The sequence below is a fragment of the Bradyrhizobium sp. Pha-3 genome (assembly GCF_042258325.1).
Lineage (GTDB): Bacteria > Pseudomonadota > Alphaproteobacteria > Rhizobiales > Xanthobacteraceae > Bradyrhizobium > Bradyrhizobium elkanii.
In genome coordinates, this window is record NZ_CP170151.1 from 4,200,326 (window position 1) to 4,218,343 (window position 18,018).

Annotated in this window: 18 protein-coding genes and 1 pseudogene; 15 read left to right on the forward strand and 4 right to left on the reverse strand. The window is 63.8% G+C overall.

Annotation, left to right across the window (positions count from 1 at the left end):
* The first annotated feature begins 221 nt into the window (after positions 1-221).
* The 3 genes and pseudogenes from ACE10X_RS19420 to ACE10X_RS19430 form a co-directional block, all read left to right on the forward strand.
* The gene (locus ACE10X_RS19420; RefSeq protein ID WP_038383655.1) at positions 222-1,031 is read left to right on the forward strand and encodes an aminoglycoside phosphotransferase family protein; all 810 of its coding nucleotides are present in this window, start codon (positions 222-224) and stop codon (positions 1,029-1,031) included.
* 176 nt (positions 1,032-1,207) lie between these two features.
* Positions 1,208-2,020, forward strand: coding sequence for an aminoglycoside phosphotransferase family protein (locus ACE10X_RS19425; protein ID WP_038383656.1), 813 nt, complete (start codon positions 1,208-1,210; stop codon positions 2,018-2,020).
* Between the two features lie 6 nt (positions 2,021-2,026).
* A pseudogene (locus ACE10X_RS19430) lies at positions 2,027-2,135 on the forward strand (IS5/IS1182 family transposase); the annotation flags it as partial.
* 9 nt (positions 2,136-2,144) lie between these two features.
* On the opposite strand, the gene ACE10X_RS19435 reads toward ACE10X_RS19430, so the two are convergent.
* Entirely contained in the window at positions 2,145-3,698 is a 1,554-nt protein-coding gene (locus ACE10X_RS19435) for a winged helix-turn-helix domain-containing protein (RefSeq protein WP_038383657.1), read from the reverse strand.
* A 163-nt stretch (positions 3,699-3,861) separates the two neighbouring features.
* On the opposite strand from ACE10X_RS19435, the gene ACE10X_RS19440 reads away from it, so the two are divergent.
* The 4 genes from ACE10X_RS19440 to ACE10X_RS19455 all read left to right on the forward strand — a co-directional run bounded on the left by ACE10X_RS19440 (position 3,862) and on the right by ACE10X_RS19455 (position 8,056).
* A complete protein-coding gene (locus ACE10X_RS19440; RefSeq protein ID WP_375764462.1) occupies positions 3,862-4,902 on the forward strand; it encodes an alpha/beta fold hydrolase in 1,041 nt (346 codons plus the stop codon).
* A gap of 22 nt (positions 4,903-4,924) precedes the next feature.
* Complete coding sequence (locus tag ACE10X_RS19445) at positions 4,925-5,434, forward strand: cytochrome P460 family protein (protein WP_038383658.1); 510 nt, start codon at positions 4,925-4,927, stop codon at positions 5,432-5,434.
* 99 nt (positions 5,435-5,533) lie between these two features.
* Positions 5,534-5,902, forward strand: coding sequence for an ArsC family reductase (locus ACE10X_RS19450; RefSeq protein ID WP_085970555.1), 369 nt, complete (start codon positions 5,534-5,536; stop codon positions 5,900-5,902).
* A gap of 804 nt (positions 5,903-6,706) precedes the next feature.
* Positions 6,707-8,056 carry an IS701 family transposase gene (locus ACE10X_RS19455; protein WP_304556539.1) on the forward strand — a complete coding sequence of 450 codons (1,350 nt, stop codon included), beginning with the start codon at positions 6,707-6,709 and terminating at the stop codon, positions 8,054-8,056.
* A 42-nt stretch (positions 8,057-8,098) separates the two neighbouring features.
* On the opposite strand, the gene ACE10X_RS19460 is transcribed toward ACE10X_RS19455, so the two are convergent.
* Positions 8,099-8,716 carry a hypothetical protein gene (locus ACE10X_RS19460; RefSeq protein WP_038383661.1) on the reverse strand — a complete coding sequence of 206 codons (618 nt, stop codon included), beginning with the start codon at positions 8,714-8,716 and terminating at the stop codon, positions 8,099-8,101.
* A 3-nt stretch (positions 8,717-8,719) separates the two neighbouring features.
* Positions 8,720-8,881, reverse strand: a complete 162-nt coding sequence (locus tag ACE10X_RS19465; protein WP_157787906.1) for a hypothetical protein — start codon at positions 8,879-8,881, stop codon at positions 8,720-8,722.
* Between the two features lie 339 nt (positions 8,882-9,220).
* Here ACE10X_RS19465 and ACE10X_RS19470 point away from each other — a divergent pair, with 339 nt between their 5' ends.
* The 7 genes from ACE10X_RS19470 (at position 9,221) to ACE10X_RS19500 (ending at position 15,688) form a co-directional block, all read left to right on the forward strand.
* Complete coding sequence (locus tag ACE10X_RS19470; RefSeq protein ID WP_016839877.1) at positions 9,221-9,976, forward strand: ABC transporter ATP-binding protein; 756 nt, start codon at positions 9,221-9,223, stop codon at positions 9,974-9,976.
* Positions 9,969-10,712: an ABC transporter ATP-binding protein gene (locus tag ACE10X_RS19475; RefSeq protein WP_038383662.1), complete on the forward strand. Its 744-nt coding sequence runs from the start codon at positions 9,969-9,971 to the stop codon at positions 10,710-10,712. Before ACE10X_RS19470 ends, ACE10X_RS19475 begins: the two co-directional genes overlap by 8 nt.
* Before the next feature lie 40 nt (positions 10,713-10,752).
* A complete protein-coding gene (locus ACE10X_RS19480; protein ID WP_038383663.1) occupies positions 10,753-11,982 on the forward strand; it encodes an ABC transporter substrate-binding protein in 1,230 nt (409 codons plus the stop codon).
* A 64-nt stretch (positions 11,983-12,046) separates the two neighbouring features.
* Positions 12,047-12,910 (forward strand): branched-chain amino acid ABC transporter permease, encoded by an 864-nt coding sequence (locus ACE10X_RS19485; protein WP_016839880.1) that lies wholly within the window; start codon positions 12,047-12,049, stop codon positions 12,908-12,910.
* 1 nt (position 12,911) lies between these two features.
* A complete protein-coding gene (locus ACE10X_RS19490) occupies positions 12,912-13,880 on the forward strand; it encodes a branched-chain amino acid ABC transporter permease (RefSeq protein WP_038383664.1) in 969 nt (322 codons plus the stop codon).
* A 145-nt stretch (positions 13,881-14,025) separates the two neighbouring features.
* Entirely contained in the window at positions 14,026-14,670 is a 645-nt protein-coding gene (locus tag ACE10X_RS19495) for a DUF47 domain-containing protein (protein ID WP_038383665.1), read from the forward strand.
* 13 nt (positions 14,671-14,683) lie between these two features.
* Positions 14,684-15,688, forward strand: a complete 1,005-nt coding sequence (locus ACE10X_RS19500) for an inorganic phosphate transporter (RefSeq protein ID WP_038383666.1) — start codon at positions 14,684-14,686, stop codon at positions 15,686-15,688.
* A 58-nt stretch (positions 15,689-15,746) separates the two neighbouring features.
* Here ACE10X_RS19500 and sugE read toward each other — a convergent pair whose 3' ends face one another.
* Complete coding sequence (gene sugE / locus ACE10X_RS19505) at positions 15,747-16,061, reverse strand: quaternary ammonium compound efflux SMR transporter SugE (RefSeq protein WP_016839884.1); 315 nt, start codon at positions 16,059-16,061, stop codon at positions 15,747-15,749.
* A 153-nt stretch (positions 16,062-16,214) separates the two neighbouring features.
* Here sugE and ACE10X_RS19510 point away from each other — a divergent pair, with 153 nt between their 5' ends.
* Positions 16,215-17,834, forward strand: coding sequence for a peptide chain release factor 3 (locus ACE10X_RS19510; protein WP_038383667.1), 1,620 nt, complete (start codon positions 16,215-16,217; stop codon positions 17,832-17,834).
* The last annotated feature ends 184 nt before the right edge of the window (positions 17,835-18,018 follow it).

Here is an 18,018-nt window from a genome sequence, read left to right on the forward strand (position 1 = left end):
TTAAGCAACTGGGGCCTGATGTCCGCTTACCCCCAACAGCGGCGGAAAAGCGGACATCTCCCGAGATCGCCGAAGGGCCACAACCGGACTTGGCACCATTTAGCGGAGTGGACGAAGGTCTCTGCAGGTTGAACCGCGATCATCGTGTCCGGCGGTCCCGCGACGGGAGGGGTTCCTTTTTGCTCGCCGCCGGTGTTTCCTCTGCACGGCGGAGAACAGGCATGCGGGGATCGCTGGGAGAGAAGATCGGCCAAGGCGTCTTCGCTGATGTCCACGCCTGGGCGCCCGGTCAGGTCGTCAAGTTGTCCAGGCCAGGTATCCCGCAGTGGGTCGTCCAGCACGAGGCGCAAATGACCCGCGCGGTCTTCGCCGCCGGCGGCCCAGCGCCGGAGGTGCTCGGCGAAGTCACCCTGGACGGCCGCTTTGGCATCGTGATGCCGCGGTTCGATGGGCCGACCCTGACGCAGGCTACGCGCACCGGCGCCATCACGCGTGAACAAGCGGGCGCAATCCTCGCGACGCTCTGCCTTGCCGTTCACAAGACGCGACCGCCGCCGGACGCACTCTCGCTGCGCGAGGCGATGGACGCCAGATTGCGGTTCGGCGGCAGCATGCTTCCGGAGCGCATCACCACCGGCGTCCTCGCGCTGATCGAGCACCTCGCGCCCGACGACGTGCTGTGCCATTCCGATCTTCACCCCGGCAACGTGATTATGACGGCGCAGGGTCCGAGACTGATCGACTGGCTCGGTGCGGCTCGTGCGCCCGCCGCCTACGAGATTGCACAGTGCCATGTCCTGATTGCCGAGCTTGACCCGGAACCCGCCGACGATCCGGAGCGGGCCGCGGTCAATTCGGTTCTGCAGGCGGAGTATGCGCGGCTGGCCGGCATAGCCCCTGCGGCGCTAACGGCGGCGATGCAGCCCTATTTGCCGATCGTCCGCGTCTTCCTCCTGCTCGGCGGAGCCATGCCTGACATGCGGGAGCGGCTGATCCAGCGCGTCGAGGCGGCCCTGCGCTCGGCGGGGTGATTACTCTCGGTCATCCCGTCTACGCCAAGGCTACGCCGGGCCAACATACGCGCTCGCCGCCGAAGCTTCAGCGAAGGCGGCATGCCCGGCCATAGCCGTTCGAAGAACGGCGTCGCTTCGCACCGCCTATGACGAGTGCCCATAGGGTGAGGGTCACAGCAACACGGGGGCTAAAGATGCAGGGATCGCTGGGGGAAAAGATCGGTGAAGGCGCCTACTCCGAAGCCTACGCCTGGGCGCCGGGGCAAGTCGTCAAACTGTTCAAGCCCGGCTTGCCGCGGCGGATGCCCTGGTTCGAGGTGCACATGATCCGCGCCGTCCACGCCGTCGGCGCTCCGGTGCCGGAGGTGTTCGGCGAGGTGACCCTGGACGGGCGCTTCGGCATCGTGCTGCAGCGCCTCGACGGACCGACCCTGCTGCAGCTAACCCGAACCGGCGCGGTGACGTTCGAACAGGCCGGCGCGATCATCGCGGCTCTTGCCATGTCCATTCACAAGACGCCCCTGCCGCCGGAGGTCCTCTCCATGCGCGAGTATATGGAGGCGCAGTTGCGGCACGACGACGGCACGCTCCCGAAGCACATCGCCGCTGAAATCCTCGCGCTGATCGATCGCTTGCCGCCGGGCGACGGGCTTTGCCATACCGACCTGAGCCCCGGTAACGTGATCATGACAGCGGAAGGCCCAAAGCTGGTCGACTGGGTCAGCGCGATGTGCGGGCCCGCCGTCCTCGAGCTTGGGTTCTTGCGCGTGATCCTGTCCGAGCTCGGTCCGGAAGTCGCCGACAATCCGGAGCGGCCGCGCGCGACCAATGCGGCGGCGCAATCCGAATATGCTCGGCTGGCCGGCATGTCTCTCGCGGACCTAACGGCGGCAATGGAGCCGTATTTGCCCATCGTCCGCACCTTCGCCGTTCTCGGCAACGCGGTGCCTTCGCTGCGGGAGCGGCTGATCCAGCGCATCGAAGCGGCTCTGCGCTCGGAAGACTGAATTGTTCTGGTCGCGCGCGAGCGCTATGAACTCTCCGATGAGGAATGGACTGCCATCACGCCGATGTTGCCAAGCAAGCCGCGGCGTACCACGGGTGAATGGTCGTCGCGTCCTCCGAGCGGCATCAGTCCGGGACGCCGGCCGCCTTCAGCGTCTCGCGATAGGTCGCGGACATCGATTCCACCGGAAACGGGATCCGCGACAGGAAGCCGGAGATCGTGAACTCCGGGTCGATCTTGAGCAGCTCGCGCGCGATCTGGGTCGCACGCGCGTTGTCGCCGGTCTTGACCAGCGCCACGATCAGGACGCGCAGCGCCACCGCGAAGCGGCGGTTCTGCGCCAGCGCCTTGTCGGCCCACATCACCGCCTCAGTGAAATTCTGGTCGAGCACCGCGCAGATCGCCAGCGCCGCGGCGGCGAACCAGCCGCGCGGGTCGCGCGGGTTCAGCCGTTGCGCACGCTCGATCATGGCGCGGCCGGCTTTCTGATTACCGCGCATCGCCTCGATCCAGCCGCCGAGCACCAGCGCCATCGCCGAGTTCGGATTGATCGCCAGCGAACGCTCGAACAGGTCGCGCGCGGGCTCGATCTCGTCGGCCATGTTCCAGATCGCGAACGCCGCCATCCACAACACCTGCGGGTCACCGGGCGCAAGCTCGACCGCGCGCCAGGCCTGCGCGACTGCGCGTTCGCGATAGGCGTCGTTCGGCTTCAGCCAGCCCTGGACATGGCGCATCGCGTGACAATAGGCCGAGGCTGCCAGCGCGGGCGCGTAGGTGGGGTCGAGCGCCTGCGCCTGGTCGAGGCAATCGAGTGCAGCTTCCATGCTCTCGGGCGTGAACTCGTAACGCAGGCTATAGGCGCGCAGCAGCAGGTCGTAGGCGTCGAGCCTGTCGGGCGGCGCTGCCCGCACCCGCTCGGCTTCCGCAACGAGCAGGGTCGGCTCGATCGCGCCGACTACGTTCTCGGTGATGCGGTCCTGCAGGTCGAACACATCAGTCGCGGCGCCATCGAACCGGTCGGCCCACAGATGCGCGCCGGAGACGGCGTCGATCAGCTGCCCGGTGATCCGTAGCCGATCGCCGCCGCGGCGGACGCTGCCCTCGAGCACATATCCGACGCCGAGATCGCGTCCGACCTGGCGGATGTCGACCGCCTTGCCCTTGTAGGTGAAGGCGGAGTTGCGCGCGATCACGGTGAGGTGGCTGCAACGCGCGAGCGCGGTGGTGATGTCCTCGGCGATCCCGTCGGCGAAATAATCCTGTTCGGGATCGCCGCTCATATTGGTGAAGGGCAGCACAGCGATCGACGGGCCCTCGCTCGGCCGCGGCGGGCTGGCATTGTCTGCAACCGGACGATCGGGCGCGGTGTCCTCCCTGACATCGCCGACAAAGCGGAGACCCTTGCGGGGCAGGGTGCGGATCAGCCGCTGCTCCTCGCCATTGTCGCCGATCGCCGTCCGCGCGGCGTTGATCCGGCTGCTCAGCGTCGCTTCCGAGACGATCCGGCCGTGCCAGACCGCGGCCAGCACCTCGTCGCGGCTGACCACCCGATCGCGGGCGCGGATCAGGAACTCGATGAGGTCGAAGACCTGCGGCTCGACGGCCACCAGAGCATCGCCACGGCGCAGCTCACGGCGTTCGGAGTCGAGGGTCAAGTCGTTGAAATGGTAAGTCAAATTCGATGGTCCGGCGGCCGGCGGCTGAATCGGTGGCGGAACCTAGCACAGGCCGCCCGGAGCCAAAATCACGACGGTCTGAAGGACAAATCCAAGTCCTCTGAAAGCGGACGGGGGCGGTCTCTGCAATATTCCATCCCGACACTAGATGCAGGAGATCGCCATGTCGCAGTCCATCAATCAGCAACGCCGCCGCTTCCTTGGCGTCGCCGGCGGGATCCTTGCCGCCTCCAGGCTCGGCTTCCTCGGATCGGCCAGCGCGCAGTCCAAGCCGGCGCTGCCTGCGATCAAGGCTGGCGCCCACACCTCGATCGGTCCCGTCAAGCAGATCAATGCCGGCGTGCTTGATACCGGTTATGTCGAGATGGGTCCTGCGTCCGGTCCCGCAGTGATCCTGCTGCACGGCTGGCCCTACGACATCCACAGCTATGCCGACGTCGCGCCGGCGCTGGCCGAGGCCGGCTACCGCGTGATCGTGCCGCATCTGCGCGGCTACGGCACGACGCGCTTCCTCTCCAGCGACACCATGCGCAGCGGCCAGCCGGTCGCGGTCTCAGCCGACATCATCGCGCTGATGGATGCTTTGAAGATCGAGAAGGCTGTGCTCGGCGGCTATGATTGGGGCGCGCGCACCGCCAACATCATGGCGGTGCTCTGGCCCGAGCGCTGCAAGGCGATGGTGTCGGTGAGCGGCTATCTGATCGGCAGCCAGGCGGCCGGCAAGATGCCGCTGCCGCCGAAGGCCGAGCTGCAATGGTGGTACCAGTTCTATTTCGCGACCGAGCGCGGCCGCGAGGGCTATGCCAAGAACCGGCACGATTTTAACAAGCTGATCTGGCAGCTGGCGTCGCCGCAATGGAAGTTCGATGACGCCACCTACGACCGCAGCGCGGCGGCCTTCGAGAATCCTGATCACGTCGATATCGTGATCCACAATTACCGCTGGCGGCTTGGTCTCGCCGAGGGCGAGGCGAAGTACGACGCGTTCGAGAAGACGCTCGCCCAGGCGCCTGTCATCGCGATCCCGACCATCACGATGGAGGGCGATGCCAACGGCGCGCCGCATCCCGAGCCTGCCGCCTATGCCAAGAAGTTCTCCGGCCACTATGAGCATCGGCTCCTGACCGGCGGTATCGGCCACAATCTGCCGCAGGAAGCGCCGCAGGCCTTCGTCCAGGCCATCATCGACGTCAGCAAGATCTGAGCCGCAAGCGGACAACGGAATCATGAATCAGGTTGTGAAATGGGCAGCTGCCGCGATCGCGGCAGCCTGCATCAGCGCGTCATTGCCGTTTGCCGTCGGGCATGCCGATGATGCGGCACTGGCGTCGCCGATCTTCGGCGTGACAATTCCCGACGGCTATCGCGACTGGAAGCTGATCGCGGTCGGCGAGGAGACCGGGCTGAACGAGCTTCGCAGCGTGCTCGGCAACGCGACCGCCGTGAAGGCCTATCAGGATGGCGCCGCGCGTTTCCCCGACGGCACCGTGCTGGTCAAGCTGGCCTGGAAGCGCAAGCCGGTTGCAGGCCTCGATGGCGCCTTCATCACGGGGCCGGCGACCACGGTCCAGGTCATGGTCAAGGACGCCGCCAGATATGCCGCGACCGGAGGCTGGGGTTTTGGCCGCTTCATCGACGGCAAGCCGGTCGACGCCACGCAGCACGAGACCTGTTTCGCCTGCCACGAGGCGCACGCCAGCGATCACGATTTCGTCTTCACGCGCTACGCGCACTGAGCACCGGCAATATCGGTGTGGAGAGCGGCGCGGTCCGATCTGGCGCTGCGATGGCAGCGGGGCTAGTTTCCCCGCTGCAATCGCATGCGGGGAACGGCCTTGACCATCACCATCTACGGCATCAAGAACTGCGACACCATGAAGAAGGCGCGCAGCTGGCTCGACGATCACGGCGTCGCCTACGACTTCCACGACTACAAGACCGCCGGGATCGCCAAGGACAAGCTCAAGCAGTGGAGCGACGAGGTCGGCTGGGAGACGCTGCTCAACCGCGCCGGCACGACCTTCAAGAAGCTGCCGGATGCTGACAAGGAAGGATTGAACGAGCGCAAGGCGCTGGCGCTGATGGCGGAGCAGCCGTCGATGATCAAGCGCCCGGTGCTCGATCTCGGGCCGAAGCGCGTGGTCGGCTTCAAGCCGGATATCTATGCCAAGGAAGTGCCGGCGAAGGTGCGCAAGAAGGGCTGATGCGTTCCGCGCGAACTAGTAGGGCGTCTACTCATAAATCCGGGACCGTCCGCTTTCGAGGGGTAAGCGGACACGCGACCTCGACCGCAGGGATGTCGCCTTGTGACCCACAGCGGACTTCGCTGACGAGTTTGGAATAGTGCTCCGATACAGCTGTTTGTTCGCTATCTCCTTAAGGTCGAGGCAATCAATCCACGCTATTGTCTCGCCTGTGTCCTTCAAGATGGTAACGGTTGGCACCAAGGGTAATGTCTGGTTACTTCTTCACTGCCTGTCTGATCGTGGTAGCCTTGAGTTTCGAGGTATCGTTTCGCCGATCCTGGAATCTATCACGGAACTCTGAGCTGCTTGGCCCGGCCCAGCGGCTCGCAGTTCGGCGGCGTGCGATGTGGCCGGCAGGCTGCGGGCTAATTTGCATGCTGCTGGGGTGGATCGTACTTCATTTTGTTCAAGACAAGCTTGTTCTCTCCGTGACGGGCAGTCTAATAATGCTTAGTGCCTCTTTCTTCACCGGATCGTTTATTGGCTTTATGGCCGGGACAGCGAATCGGGTTTGAAGCGCCGCGATCAACGCAAAGCGAAAAAGTGCATCGGGCTATGGCCGCCGACAAGCGACCATGACTTTGCCATTGTCCTGTTGATGTCCAGTTTTGGCCCATCCCGACATTTGCTGCGGTTGTACAAAGGCGGTCGGTGTCGGGGCGAACTGGACGTCGGCGGGGGCTTATGAGTATCTGTCCTAGCACTACTTTGGCAGATTGTTGGATTTCGGCTTTTTATTAGGATTCCCGAATCAATTTTTCAATGATTCATGGGTGGTCGGCTCTTGGAGGGCTGACCATGGCGGAATGGGAAGACGAACTCGAACGCTGGCTGATGCCGTTCTTGGACCGGTTGGGTCATAAGACGCGGCAGCGGATGTGTCCCCTGTACGTTGCGGGATTGATCGGTCCTGGCGATCGCAAGAGCATTCAGCCGATGGCAGAACGCCTCGCAACCGGCAACTACGATCAGCTGCACCATTTCATTGCCGATGGTGTCTGGGACGCGTCAGCGCTGGAATCTGAGTTGCTCAACCAGGCCGACCGGCTTGTCGGCGGCAACGATGCGGTGCTGGTTATTGATGACACCGCGATCCCGAAGAAGGGTGAACGTTCGGTTGGTGTTGCAGCTCAATATGCATCGGCTCTCGGCAAAACGGCAAATTGCCAAACGCTGGTGTCTTTGACGCTTGCGCGAGGTGAAGTGCCGGTGATGGTCGCGTTGCGTCTTTTTCTACCCGACAGTTGGACGAGCGACCTGTCTCGTCTAAAGCGCGCTCGCGTGCCGGTCGAACACCGAACGGCACGGTCCAAGCCGGAAATTGCTTTGGCCGAGATTGACCGCGCGATGGCAGCCAACGTGCGCTTTGGATGTGTGCTGGCGGATGCAGGATACGGGCTCAGCGCGCCGTTTCGACAAGGGCTAACGGCACGCGGGCTGGCCTGGGCCGTCGGCATCCCTCGGCATCTCAAGGTGTATCCGGTCAATGTGAAGCTCATTTGGCCGATTACCAAAGTCCGCGGGAAACCACGAAAGCACCACGTACCAGATATCTTATCGATTGCGGCAGAACACATGCTGGCCAGCGCCAAATGGAAAACCGTGAGTTGGCGCAGCGGGACGAAAGGTCGGCTGAAAGCCCGATTTGCTGCTCTCCGTGTCCGCACCGCCGACGGCCCTCCGCAGCGGATTTGGGACAAGGGTCAGCAGCATCTCCCAGGCGACGAGGCCTGGCTCATTGGCGAGCAACGAGCCTCGGGGGAGAAGAAATACTATCTCGCCAATCTCCCTGCGGCGACGGATCTGCGCACACTGGCCGCCACTATCAAGGCAAGATGGGTTTGTGAGCAGGCGCATCAGCAGTTGAAGGAGGAGCTTGGACTTGATCACTTCGAAGGGCGATCATGGCAGGGTCTTCATCGCCACGCCCTGATGACAATGATTGCCTACGCCTTCCTGCAACATCGCCGCCTCGCATACGCGGGGCGGAAAAAAAAGAATCAACGGGCCTCCGCCTCAGCCAACCATGCCCGCCGTGCGTCACGCCATCGTCGATCTCATCCTTCGGCCACCGTCTCAACGGTGTCCATACTGCCGAAAACAAATCCTTGAAAAACACCGGCGCAAACAGATTCTGCCAAAGTAGTGCTAGAACTAGATCAACTCGACCGAATCCTGGCTTGCCGGACGATCTGAGGGGACGAACCTGCGGTCGATCACCGCCCGCACGGTGACGACAGGCACGGCCTTCGCCTTGACGCCCATCAGGTTGTGCAGCCGAAATCCGCCCTCGATGCTGGTCGTCTTGTACGAGCCGATGATGTGTTCGACGGTGTCGCCACGTCCAAACGGCAGCAGCAGCCGCTCATAGGAGACGTCCTTGCCGTCGGTGTCCTCGACCGTCGCAACCGTATAGGTCGGGCGCTTGCGCGCCAGGCAGGCACGATATGACAGGACGACCCCGGCGTAGCGCTCGGGTCCGATCGCATCGTCGAGATAGCGGTCGGTGCGCAGCGGCGGCTCGACATGCTCGTTGCCATAGGCCGTCGTCAGCCTCGCGCCTTCCTGCGTGATCAGGAAACGCGCGGCCTCGGCACTGCCGACGACGTCAAAGCTCATCATGTCGGCGCGCTCGTCGGCGCTGCCCTCGGTATGGAAGTCGCACAATAGCGGAAGCGCGTCCGGCAGGCGCAGCGCGCGCAGCCAGGCGTTCAGCAGGACACGCTGCGTGATCGACTTGACCACCGATGGATCGGCACTTCTGAATTGCATCGGCTAGCCGAATTCAAGCGCGTCCCCGAACGGGATGCGGCCAGGGACAAGTTCATCGATCTGCGGGATGGTTTGGCTGCGGGCATAAAGTCGCAGCCACGTGCCGAGGAAATCACGTTGCGGGATCGAATTGACTACCGAAGAATTGGCGCGTTCGAAATGCAAGGCTCTAGCCATTCATCATGCAATGGCCGGAGCTTCGGCGAGAGGCGCAAATATTCTATGAAAGCGGGAGTCCGGAGCAAAACACCGTTAACGACCGCTTTCCCGAGGCGCAAAGCGCGCCGAAATGCCATTCGACTAAGGATCAACCGGAACCGGTCACGCGGATGCCGCACTGCACAGCTTTCCACCTTGCGTAACCGCCGCAGATGACGGCATATTCCGGCCCGGAGGCGACGGGCCCCGGACGGTTTCCAAGACGGATCGGACGCCTGTCGGACACGAAAAAAGCTGGCCACGCGGGCGAGGGGCTTCGCAGCGATGGCGTATGGGGGAATCTATTTGGCCGATGAGTTCATCCTCGAAACCAGCGGGTTGACCAAGGAATTCGCGGGTTTCTTCGCCGTTCGCGACGTCGCGTTGAAAGTGCGTCGGGGCAGTATCCATGCGTTGATCGGGCCGAACGGCGCCGGCAAGACGACCTGTTTCAATCTGCTGACCAAATTCCTGAAGCCGTCGGCAGGCCAGATTCGCTACAAGGGCCACGACATCACCGCGATGCCGCCGGCCGACGTTGCGCGCCTCGGGCTGGTCCGTTCGTTTCAGATTTCGGCGGTATTTCCGCATCTGACCGCGCTCGAGAACGTTCGCGTGGCGCTGCAGCGGCAACACGGTTCGTCGTTCGATTTCTGGCGTTCGAAAAGCGTGCTCGACCGCTTCAATCCGCGCGCCCACGAGCTCCTGAACGACGTCGGCCTCAGCGAATTCGCCAACACGCCGGCGGTCGAGATGCCGTACGGCCGCAAGCGCGCACTTGAAATTGCAACGACGCTCGCGCTCGACCCCGAGATGATGCTGCTCGACGAGCCGATGGCCGGCATGGGCCACGAGGACATCGACAAGATCGCGGCGCTGATCAAGCGGATCTCCGCGAAATACACCATCCTGATGGTCGAACATAACCTCTCGGTGGTGGCCAACCTCTCCGACATCATCACCGTGCTGACGCGCGGGCAGGTGCTGGCCGAGGGCAACTACGCCGACCTCTCCAAGGACGAGCGCGTGAAGGAAGCCTATCTGGGAGCGGGTCATGGCTGAGGCAAAACTGGCGGAGAAGCCCGTGGCTGCGGCCGGCGCCGACGTGCTGACGGTCAAGGATCTGCAGGCCTGGTACGGCGAATCCCACATCCTTCACGGCATCAATTTCAACGTGAAGGCCGGCGAGGTGGTGACGCTGCTCGGCCGCAACGGTGCCGGCAAGACCACCACGTTGAAGTCGGTGATGGGCGTCATTAACAAGCGCTCCGGCTCGATCCGCTTCGACAATCAGGAAATCATCCGCGCCACCTCGGACCGGATTGCGCGGCTCGGCATCGCATTCTGTCCCGAGGAGCGCGGCATTTTCGCCAGCCTCGACGTGCGCGAGAACCTGCTGCTGCCGCCGGTGGTGCGCCCGGGCGGCCTGCCGCTCGACCAGATCTTCACGCTGTTTCCCAACCTGAAGGAGCGCCTCACCAGCCAGGGCACCAAGCTCTCGGGCGGCGAGCAGCAGATGCTGGCGATTGCGCGCATCCTGCGGACCGGCGCGCGCTTCCTGATGCTGGACGAGCCGACCGAAGGGTTGGCGCCGGTCATCATTCAGCAGATCGGGCACACCATTGCGCGCCTGAAGTCGCAGGGATTCACCATCCTGTTGGTCGAACAGAATTTCCGTTTCGCCTCGACCGTTGCGGACCGCTACTACATTGTCGAGCACGGCAAGGTGATCGACGGCTTCGCCAATTCCGAGCTGTCGGCCAACATGGACAAGCTCCATACCTATCTCGGCGTCTGATATCGCCAGAACCAGAAAATTTAAGACGAGGGAATACGACATGAAGAACAAGATTTCGGCGCTCCTGCTCGGCACCGCGATGGTGCTCTCGGCTGCAAGCGTCGCCTCCGCCCAGGAAAAGCTCGACAAGACGGTCAAGATCGGCGCGCTGTCCGATCAGTCCGGCCTCTACGCCGATCTCGCCGGCCCCGGCTCGACGCTGGCGGCGCAGATGGCGATCGAGGACTCCGGCCTCAAGGCCAAGGGCTGGACCATCGACCTGATCTCCGGCGATCACCAGAACAAGCCGGATATCGGCACCACCATCGCCCGCCAGTGGTTCGACGTCGACAAGGTCGACACCATCGTCGACGTGCCGAATTCCGGCGTCGCGCTCGCGGTCAACAACGTCGTGAAGGAAAAGAACGGCGTATACATCAATTCGGGCGCCGCCACTTCGGATCTCACCAACGCGCAGTGCTCGCCGAACACCGTGCACTGGACCTACGACACCTACATGCTCGCCCACGCCACCGGCCAGGCGCTGGTGAAGGCGGGCGGGGACACCTGGTTCTTCCTCACCGCGGATTACGCGTTCGGCGCGGCGCTCGAGCGCGACACCACGGCCGTCGTCACCGCCAATGGCGGTAAGGTGGTCGGCGGCGTCAAGCATCCGCTCAACACCGCTGACTTCTCCTCCTTCCTGCTGCAGGCGCAGGCCTCCAAGGCCAAGATCATCGGCCTCGCCAATGCCGGCGGCGACACCACCAACTCGATCAAGCAGGCGGCCGAGTTCGGCATCGTCAAGGGCGGCCAGAAGCTCGCGGCGCTGCTGCTGTTCCTCACCGACGTCAAGGCGATCGGGCTCGAGACCGCGCAGGGCCTCAACTTCACCGAGACGTTCTACTGGGACCTCAACGACAAGACCCGGGCCTTCTCCAAGCGCTTCTCGGAGCGGATGAAGAACAGCGCGCCGCCGACCATGGTGCAGGCCGGCGTCTATGCGGGCCTCATCCATTACTTCAAGGCGCTGGAAACGCTCGGCGGCAATCCGCATGACGGCGCCAAGGTGGTCGCGAAGATGAAGACGATCCCGACCGACGATCCGCTGTTCGGCAAGGGCGAGGTCGAGGCCAACGGCCGCGTCACCCACGACGCCTATCTGTTCGAGGTGAAGAAGCCCTCGGAGTCCAAGGGACCGTGGGACTTCTACAAGCTGGTCGGCACCGTGCCGGGCAACCAGGCCTTCACGCCGCTCGACAAGAGCACCTGCGCGCTTCTGAAGAAGTGACGATCATGCCCGCCGGCCATGCGCGTGGCCGGCGGGCTTCATCTATCTAGCGAAAGCTCATTCGATGCAGGCTCTCTACGCACAGCTTCTGGTGGGACTGATCAACGGCTCGTTCTACGCGCTGCTCAGTCTGGGGCTCGCCGTCATCTTCGGCATGCTCAACATCATCAATTTCGCGCATGGCGCGCTCTACATGATGGGCGCCTTCGTGGCGTATTTCCTGCTCAACCTGGGCGGCATCAATTACTGGTGGGCGCTGATCATCGCACCCGTCGTGGTCGGCATCTTCGGCATGATCCTTGAGCGGACCATGCTGCAATGGCTGACCGGCCTCGACCATCTCTACGGACTGCTGCTGACCTTCGGCATCGCGCTGATCGTGCAGGGCGTGTTCCAGAACTATTTCGGCTCCTCGGGCCTGCCTTACTCGATCCCGGATCAGCTCAAGGGCGGCGTCAATCTCGGCTTCATGTTCCTGCCGATCTATCGCGGCTGGGTCGTCATCTTCTCGCTCGTGGTGTGCCTTGCCACCTGGTTTCTGATCGAGAAGACGCAGCTCGGCGCCTACCTGCGCGCCGCAACCGAGAACCCGACGCTGGTGCGCGCATTCGGCATCAACGTGCCGCGCATGATCACGCTGACCTACGGGCTCGGCGTCGGTCTTGCCGCGCTCGCCGGCGTGCTGTCGGCGCCGATCAACCAGGTCCGCCCGCTGATGGGCGCCGATCTCATCATCGTGGTGTTCGCGGTGGTCGTGATCGGCGGCATGGGCTCGATCATGGGCTCGATCATCACCGGCTTCGCGCTCGGCGTGATCGAGGGACTGACCAAGTATTTTTATCCCGAGGCCTCCAACACCGTGGTGTTTGTCCTGATGGTGGTGGTGTTGCTGGTGAAGCCAACGGGACTGACGGGACGGGCGGCTTGATATGTCAGCATTGACCGACGATACACTTCCGATCACGCCGCGCGCGATGCGCGACGAGATGATCGTATTCGCCGCGATGGCGCTGCTGCTGGCGATCGTGCCGTGGACGGGGATCTATCCGTTCTTCGTCATGCAGGCGCTGTGCTTCGCGCTGCTCGCCTGCGCCTTCAACCTCCTGATCGGCTATGGCGGCCTGCTGTCGTTCGGCCACGCGATGTTCCTCGGCACCGCCGGCTACGTCTCGGCGCATGCGCTGAAGGTGTGGGGGCTGTCGCCGGAGCTCGGCATCCTGGTCGGCACCGCGGCCGCGGCCTTGCTCGGCCTGGTCACCGGCTTCATCTCGATCCGCCGCCAGGGCATCTATTTCTCGATGATCACGCTGGCGCTGTCGCAGCTGCTCTACTTCATCTACCTGCAGGCGCCGTTCACCCACGGTGAGGACGGCATCCAGGGCATCCCGCAGGGCCGCCTGCTCGGCATCTTCGACCTCTCGAAGCCGATGGTGCTCTATTACGTCGTGCTGGTCGGCTTCCTCGCCGGTTTCCTGCTGATCTACCGCACCATCAACTCGCCGTTCGGCGAGGTGCTGAAGTCGATCCGCGAGAACGAGCCGCGTGCGATCTCGCTCGGCTACAAGACCGACCAGTACAAGATGCTGGCCTACATCCTGTCGGGCACGCTGGCGGGCTTTGCCGGCTCGCTGAAGGTGTTCGTGGCGCAGAATGCCTCGCTCACCGACGTGCACTGGTCGATGTCCGGTGAAATCGTGCTGATGACGCTGGTCGGCGGTCTCGGCACCATCTTCGGCCCCGTGGTCGGCGCCTTCGTGATCATCGCCATGCAGCAATATCTCGCCGGCTTCGGCCAGTGGGTGACGGTGATCCAGGGCGTGATCTTCGTGGCCTGCGTGCTGCTGTTCCGGCGCGGCCTGGTCGGTGAGCTGGCCCACCTGTTGCGGCGGTCGCTGTAGGGCAGGTCCCGGCGATTTCCGGCCGACATAGCGGTGGACGACCGCCCGTTTGGGCGGTCGATCCCGGTGCTTTCCCCGCCAGATGCTCTATGACAGTTCTGTGACAGTCGCTAAAAGGGCTGTCCCGGAACGATGGAACTGAGACATGCTGCGGTGGTTTCGCGCTTTCCTGCCCAAGGAAGAGCGCTTTTTCGACCTGTTCGCCCGCCACGCCCAGACCTCCGTGCAGTGCTCGTTGGCGCTGCAGGACATGCTGAAGGGCGGGGAGGAGACACCCGTCTTCTGCCAGCGCGTCAATCAGTTCGAGAACGACGCCGATAGCGTCACCCGCGAGGTCCTGACCGCGGTTCGCCGCACCTTCATCACCCCGTTCGATCGCGGCGATATCAAGAACCTGATCACCTCGATGGATGACGCGGTCGACCAGATGCAGGCGACCGCAAAGGCGGTCATGCTGTTCGAGGTGCGCGAGTTCGAGCCGCCGATGCGCGAGATCGGCACGCTGATCGTCGAATGCGCCAACCTGGTGGTCCGCGCGCTGCCCCTGTTGCAGGCGATCGGCCACAACGTCTCGATGCTGACCCAGATCACCGAGGAGCTGACCAAGCTCGAGGGCCGGGTCGACGATCTCCATGACATCGGGCTCAAGGAACTATTCCTGAAGCACCGCGACGCCAATACGATGGACTTCATCGTCGGCGCGGAGATCTACGATCACCTCGAGAAAGTGGCCGACCGCTTCGACGACGTCGCCAACGAGATCAACTCGATCGTGATCGAGCAAGTGTAGAGCGGGGCATCACGTGGACGCCACGCTGGGTCTTCCGATTCTGACCATCCTGATCGCGGTCGCGCTGCTGTTCGACTTCCTGAACGGCCTGCACGATGCCGCGAACTCGATCGCGACCATCGTCTCGACCCGCGTGCTGCGGCCGCAATACGCGGTATTCTGGGCGGCGTTCTTCAACTTCGTCGCGTTCCTGGTGTTCGGCCTGCACGTTGCCAATACCATCGGCACCGGGATCATCGAGCCGTCGGTGGTGGATGCGACCGTGATCTTCGCCGCATTGGTCGGCGCGATCGTCTGGAACGTGATCACCTGGGCGCTGGGCATTCCGTCGTCGAGCTCGCACGCGCTGATCGGCGGCCTGGTCGGCGCCGGCATGGCGAAGGCGGGCATTTCGGCGGCGGTGTGGAGCGGGCTCTCCAAGACCTTGCTCGCGATCGTGCTGTCGCCGCTGGTCGGCTTCCTGCTGGCGCTGGTGCTGGTCGCGATCGTGTCCTGGCTCTCGGTGCGCTCGACGCCGTTCGCGGTCGATCGCGCCTTCCGCATCCTGCAATTCGCCTCGGCGTCGCTCTATTCGCTCGGCCATGGCGGCAACGACGCGCAGAAGACCATGGGCATCATCGCCGTGCTGCTCTATTCGCAGGGCCATCTCGGCGACACCTTCGAGATTCCGTTCTGGGTGGTGCTGGCCTGCCAGAGCGCGATGGCGCTGGGCACGCTGATGGGCGGCTGGCGGATCGTCCGCACCATGGGGCTGCGGATCACCAAGCTGACGCCGATGCAGGGTTTTTGCGCCGAAACCGGCGGCGCCGCGACGCTGTTCATGGCGACCTATCTCGGGGTTCCCGTATCGACCACGCACACCATCACCGGCGCCATCGTCGGCGTCGGCGCGGCACGGCGGCTCTCCGCCGTGCGCTGGAATGTGGCGAGCTCGATCGTCTACGCCTGGGTGATCACGATCCCGGCGTCGGCTGCGGTCGCAGCCGCGAGCTATTGGGCGGTGCAGATTCTGAAGTAGCGTTTTCGAGCGAAGTGGAAGCCGGTTCGCGTTAGGAAAACGCGTCCCAAGGAAGTCATCAGCCGACCAGCTTCAGCCCGACGATGCCGGCAACGATCAGTCCGATGCTGGCCAGCCGCATCGCGGTCGCGGGTTCACCGAGCAGGATGATGCCGAGCGCCGCGGTGCCGACCGCGCCGATCCCGGTCCAGACCGCATAGGCGGTTCCAATCGGCAGCGTCTTGAGCGCGAGGCCGAGCAGGATCACGCTGCCGGCCATCGCCGCCAGCGTCAGCACCGACGGCACCAGCCGCGAGAACCCTTCGGTATATTTCAGCCCGATCGCCCAGCCGATCTCGAGTAGGCCAGCGGTGAACAGAATGGTCCAAGCCATCACGAACCCTCCAGATAAGGCAGGGTCGTCCCCGCGAATGGTATGGTGAGGAGAAGGTCGTCCTTCCGGTGCCTATATGGCGACGGTGCGGTCGTTCCGCATTGCGACAAAACGCCCTTGATTGCGCCCGTTTTCCCTGCCAAATGCCCCGCCATGTCCGACATTTCAGTTTCAGCCGAATCGCCGTCCCGCTCGCCGCTTTCAGAGGAAGTGGCGCGACGGCGCACCTTTGCGATCATCTCGCACCCGGACGCCGGCAAGACCACGCTGACGGAAAAGCTGTTGCTGTTCGGCGGCGCCATCAACCTCGCGGGCCAGGTCAAGGCCAAGGGCGAGCGGCGCAACACGCGCTCGGACTGGATGAAGATCGAGCGCGAGCGCGGCATCTCGGTCGTCACCTCGGTGATGACCTTCGAGTTCAACGACCTCGTGTTCAACCTCTTGGACACGCCGGGCCACGAGGACTTCTCGGAAGATACCTATCGCACGCTGACCGCGGTCGATTCCGCGGTCATGGTGATCGACGCCGCGAAAGGCATCGAGGCGCGCACCCGGAAACTGTTCGAGGTGTGCCGGCTGCGCGACATCCCGATCATCACCTTCATCAACAAGATGGACCGCGAGAGCCGCGACACGTTCGAGCTCCTGGACGAGATCGAGAAGACGCTGGCGCTCGACACCACGCCGATGACCTGGCCGGTCGGCCGCGGCCGCGACTTCCTCGGCACCTATGACGTCGTCAATGGCGGCGTGCGGCTGCTCGAGGGCGGCGGCGCCAAGACCGGCGCCACCGAGCAGATCGACATCGCCGATCTCGGCAAGCGCAACCCCAATCTCGACGTCGCCGAGGTCAAGGACGAGCTCGCGCTGGCGTCGGAGGCCTGCAAGCCGTTCGAGCTCGCGGCATTCCGCGAAGGCCATCTGACGCCGGTCTATTTCGGCAGCGCGCTGCGCAATTTCGGCGTCGGCGATTTGCTGGAAGGCCTCGGCAAGTTCGCGCCGGCGCCGCGCGCGCAGGATTCGGATCTGCGCAAAGTCGAGGCCGCCGAGCCGCGCATGAGCGCGTTCGTGTTCAAGATCCAGGCCAACATGGATCCGAACCACCGCGACCGCATCGCCTTCGCACGGCTGTGCTCGGGCAAGCTCAGCCGCGGCATGAAGGCCAAGCTGGTGCGCACCGGCAAGAACATGAGCCTGTCGAGCCCGCAGTTCTTCTTCGCGCAGGACCGCTCGGTCGCCGACGAGGCCTTTGCCGGCGACGTCGTCGGCATTCCCAACCACGGCACGCTGCGGATCGGCGACACCCTGACCGAGGGCGAGGATCTGACCTTCGTCGGCGTGCCGAGCTTCGCGCCGGAAATCGTCCGCCGCGTCCGGCTCACCGATGCGATGAAGGCGAAGAAGCTGAAGGAAGCCTTGCAGCAGATGTCGGAGGAGGGCGTCGTGCAGGTGTTCCGCCCGCGCGACGGCGCGCCGGCGCTGGTCGGGGTGGTCGGCCCGCTGCAGCTCGACGTGCTGAAGGCGCGGCTGGACGCGGAATACTCGCTGCCGGTCGAGTTCGAGATCTCCGAATTCTCGCTGGCGCGCTGGATCTCATCCGACGACCGCAAGCAGCTTGACGCCTTCATCTCGGCCAACAATTCCGGTATCGCCGACGACGTCGACGGCGATCCCGTGTTCATGGCCAAGAACGAGTTCTATCTCGGCTACACCCGCGAGCGCGCCGAGGGCATCACCTTCTCCAACGTCAAGGACGTGAAGAAGAAGGCGTAAGGCCGCTTGCTCCGGTGTCGTCCCCCGGCTTGACCGGGGGACCCAGTACGCCGGGGCCTATTGGTCAATCACAACTGCCTCTGGAATACTGGATCGCCAGGTCAAGCCGGGCGATGACAGTGGGGTTGTTGCGAGAAAAAACGCGAGGACGTGAAGGAGAAGGCGTAAGGCCGCATACGCGGTG

What these genes read in the sequence shown, in the direction of transcription:
- sugE (WP_016839884.1), bottom strand. Translation starts at nt 16,061, where the DNA reads ATGGCTTGGACCATTCTGTTCACCGCTGGCCTACTCGAGATCGGCTGG.
- ACE10X_RS19445 (WP_038383658.1), top strand. Translation starts at nt 4,925, where the DNA reads ATGAATCAGGTTGTGAAATGGGCAGCTGCCGCGATCGCGGCAGCCTGC.
- ACE10X_RS19420 (WP_038383655.1), top strand. Translation starts at nt 222, where the DNA reads ATGCGGGGATCGCTGGGAGAGAAGATCGGCCAAGGCGTCTTCGCTGAT.
- ACE10X_RS19475 (WP_038383662.1), top strand. Translation starts at nt 9,969, where the DNA reads ATGGCTGAGGCAAAACTGGCGGAGAAGCCCGTGGCTGCGGCCGGCGCC.
- ACE10X_RS19440 (WP_375764462.1), top strand. Translation starts at nt 3,862, where the DNA reads ATGTCGCAGTCCATCAATCAGCAACGCCGCCGCTTCCTTGGCGTCGCC.
- ACE10X_RS19510 (WP_038383667.1), top strand. Translation starts at nt 16,215, where the DNA reads ATGTCCGACATTTCAGTTTCAGCCGAATCGCCGTCCCGCTCGCCGCTT.
- ACE10X_RS19490 (WP_038383664.1), top strand. Translation starts at nt 12,912, where the DNA reads ATGTCAGCATTGACCGACGATACACTTCCGATCACGCCGCGCGCGATG.
- ACE10X_RS19455 (WP_304556539.1), top strand. Translation starts at nt 6,707, where the DNA reads ATGATTCATGGGTGGTCGGCTCTTGGAGGGCTGACCATGGCGGAATGG.
- ACE10X_RS19495 (WP_038383665.1), top strand. Translation starts at nt 14,026, where the DNA reads ATGCTGCGGTGGTTTCGCGCTTTCCTGCCCAAGGAAGAGCGCTTTTTC.
- ACE10X_RS19425 (WP_038383656.1), top strand. Translation starts at nt 1,208, where the DNA reads ATGCAGGGATCGCTGGGGGAAAAGATCGGTGAAGGCGCCTACTCCGAA.
- ACE10X_RS19485 (WP_016839880.1), top strand. Translation starts at nt 12,047, where the DNA reads ATGCAGGCTCTCTACGCACAGCTTCTGGTGGGACTGATCAACGGCTCG.
- ACE10X_RS19460 (WP_038383661.1), bottom strand. Translation starts at nt 8,716, where the DNA reads ATGCAATTCAGAAGTGCCGATCCATCGGTGGTCAAGTCGATCACGCAG.
- ACE10X_RS19480 (WP_038383663.1), top strand. Translation starts at nt 10,753, where the DNA reads ATGAAGAACAAGATTTCGGCGCTCCTGCTCGGCACCGCGATGGTGCTC.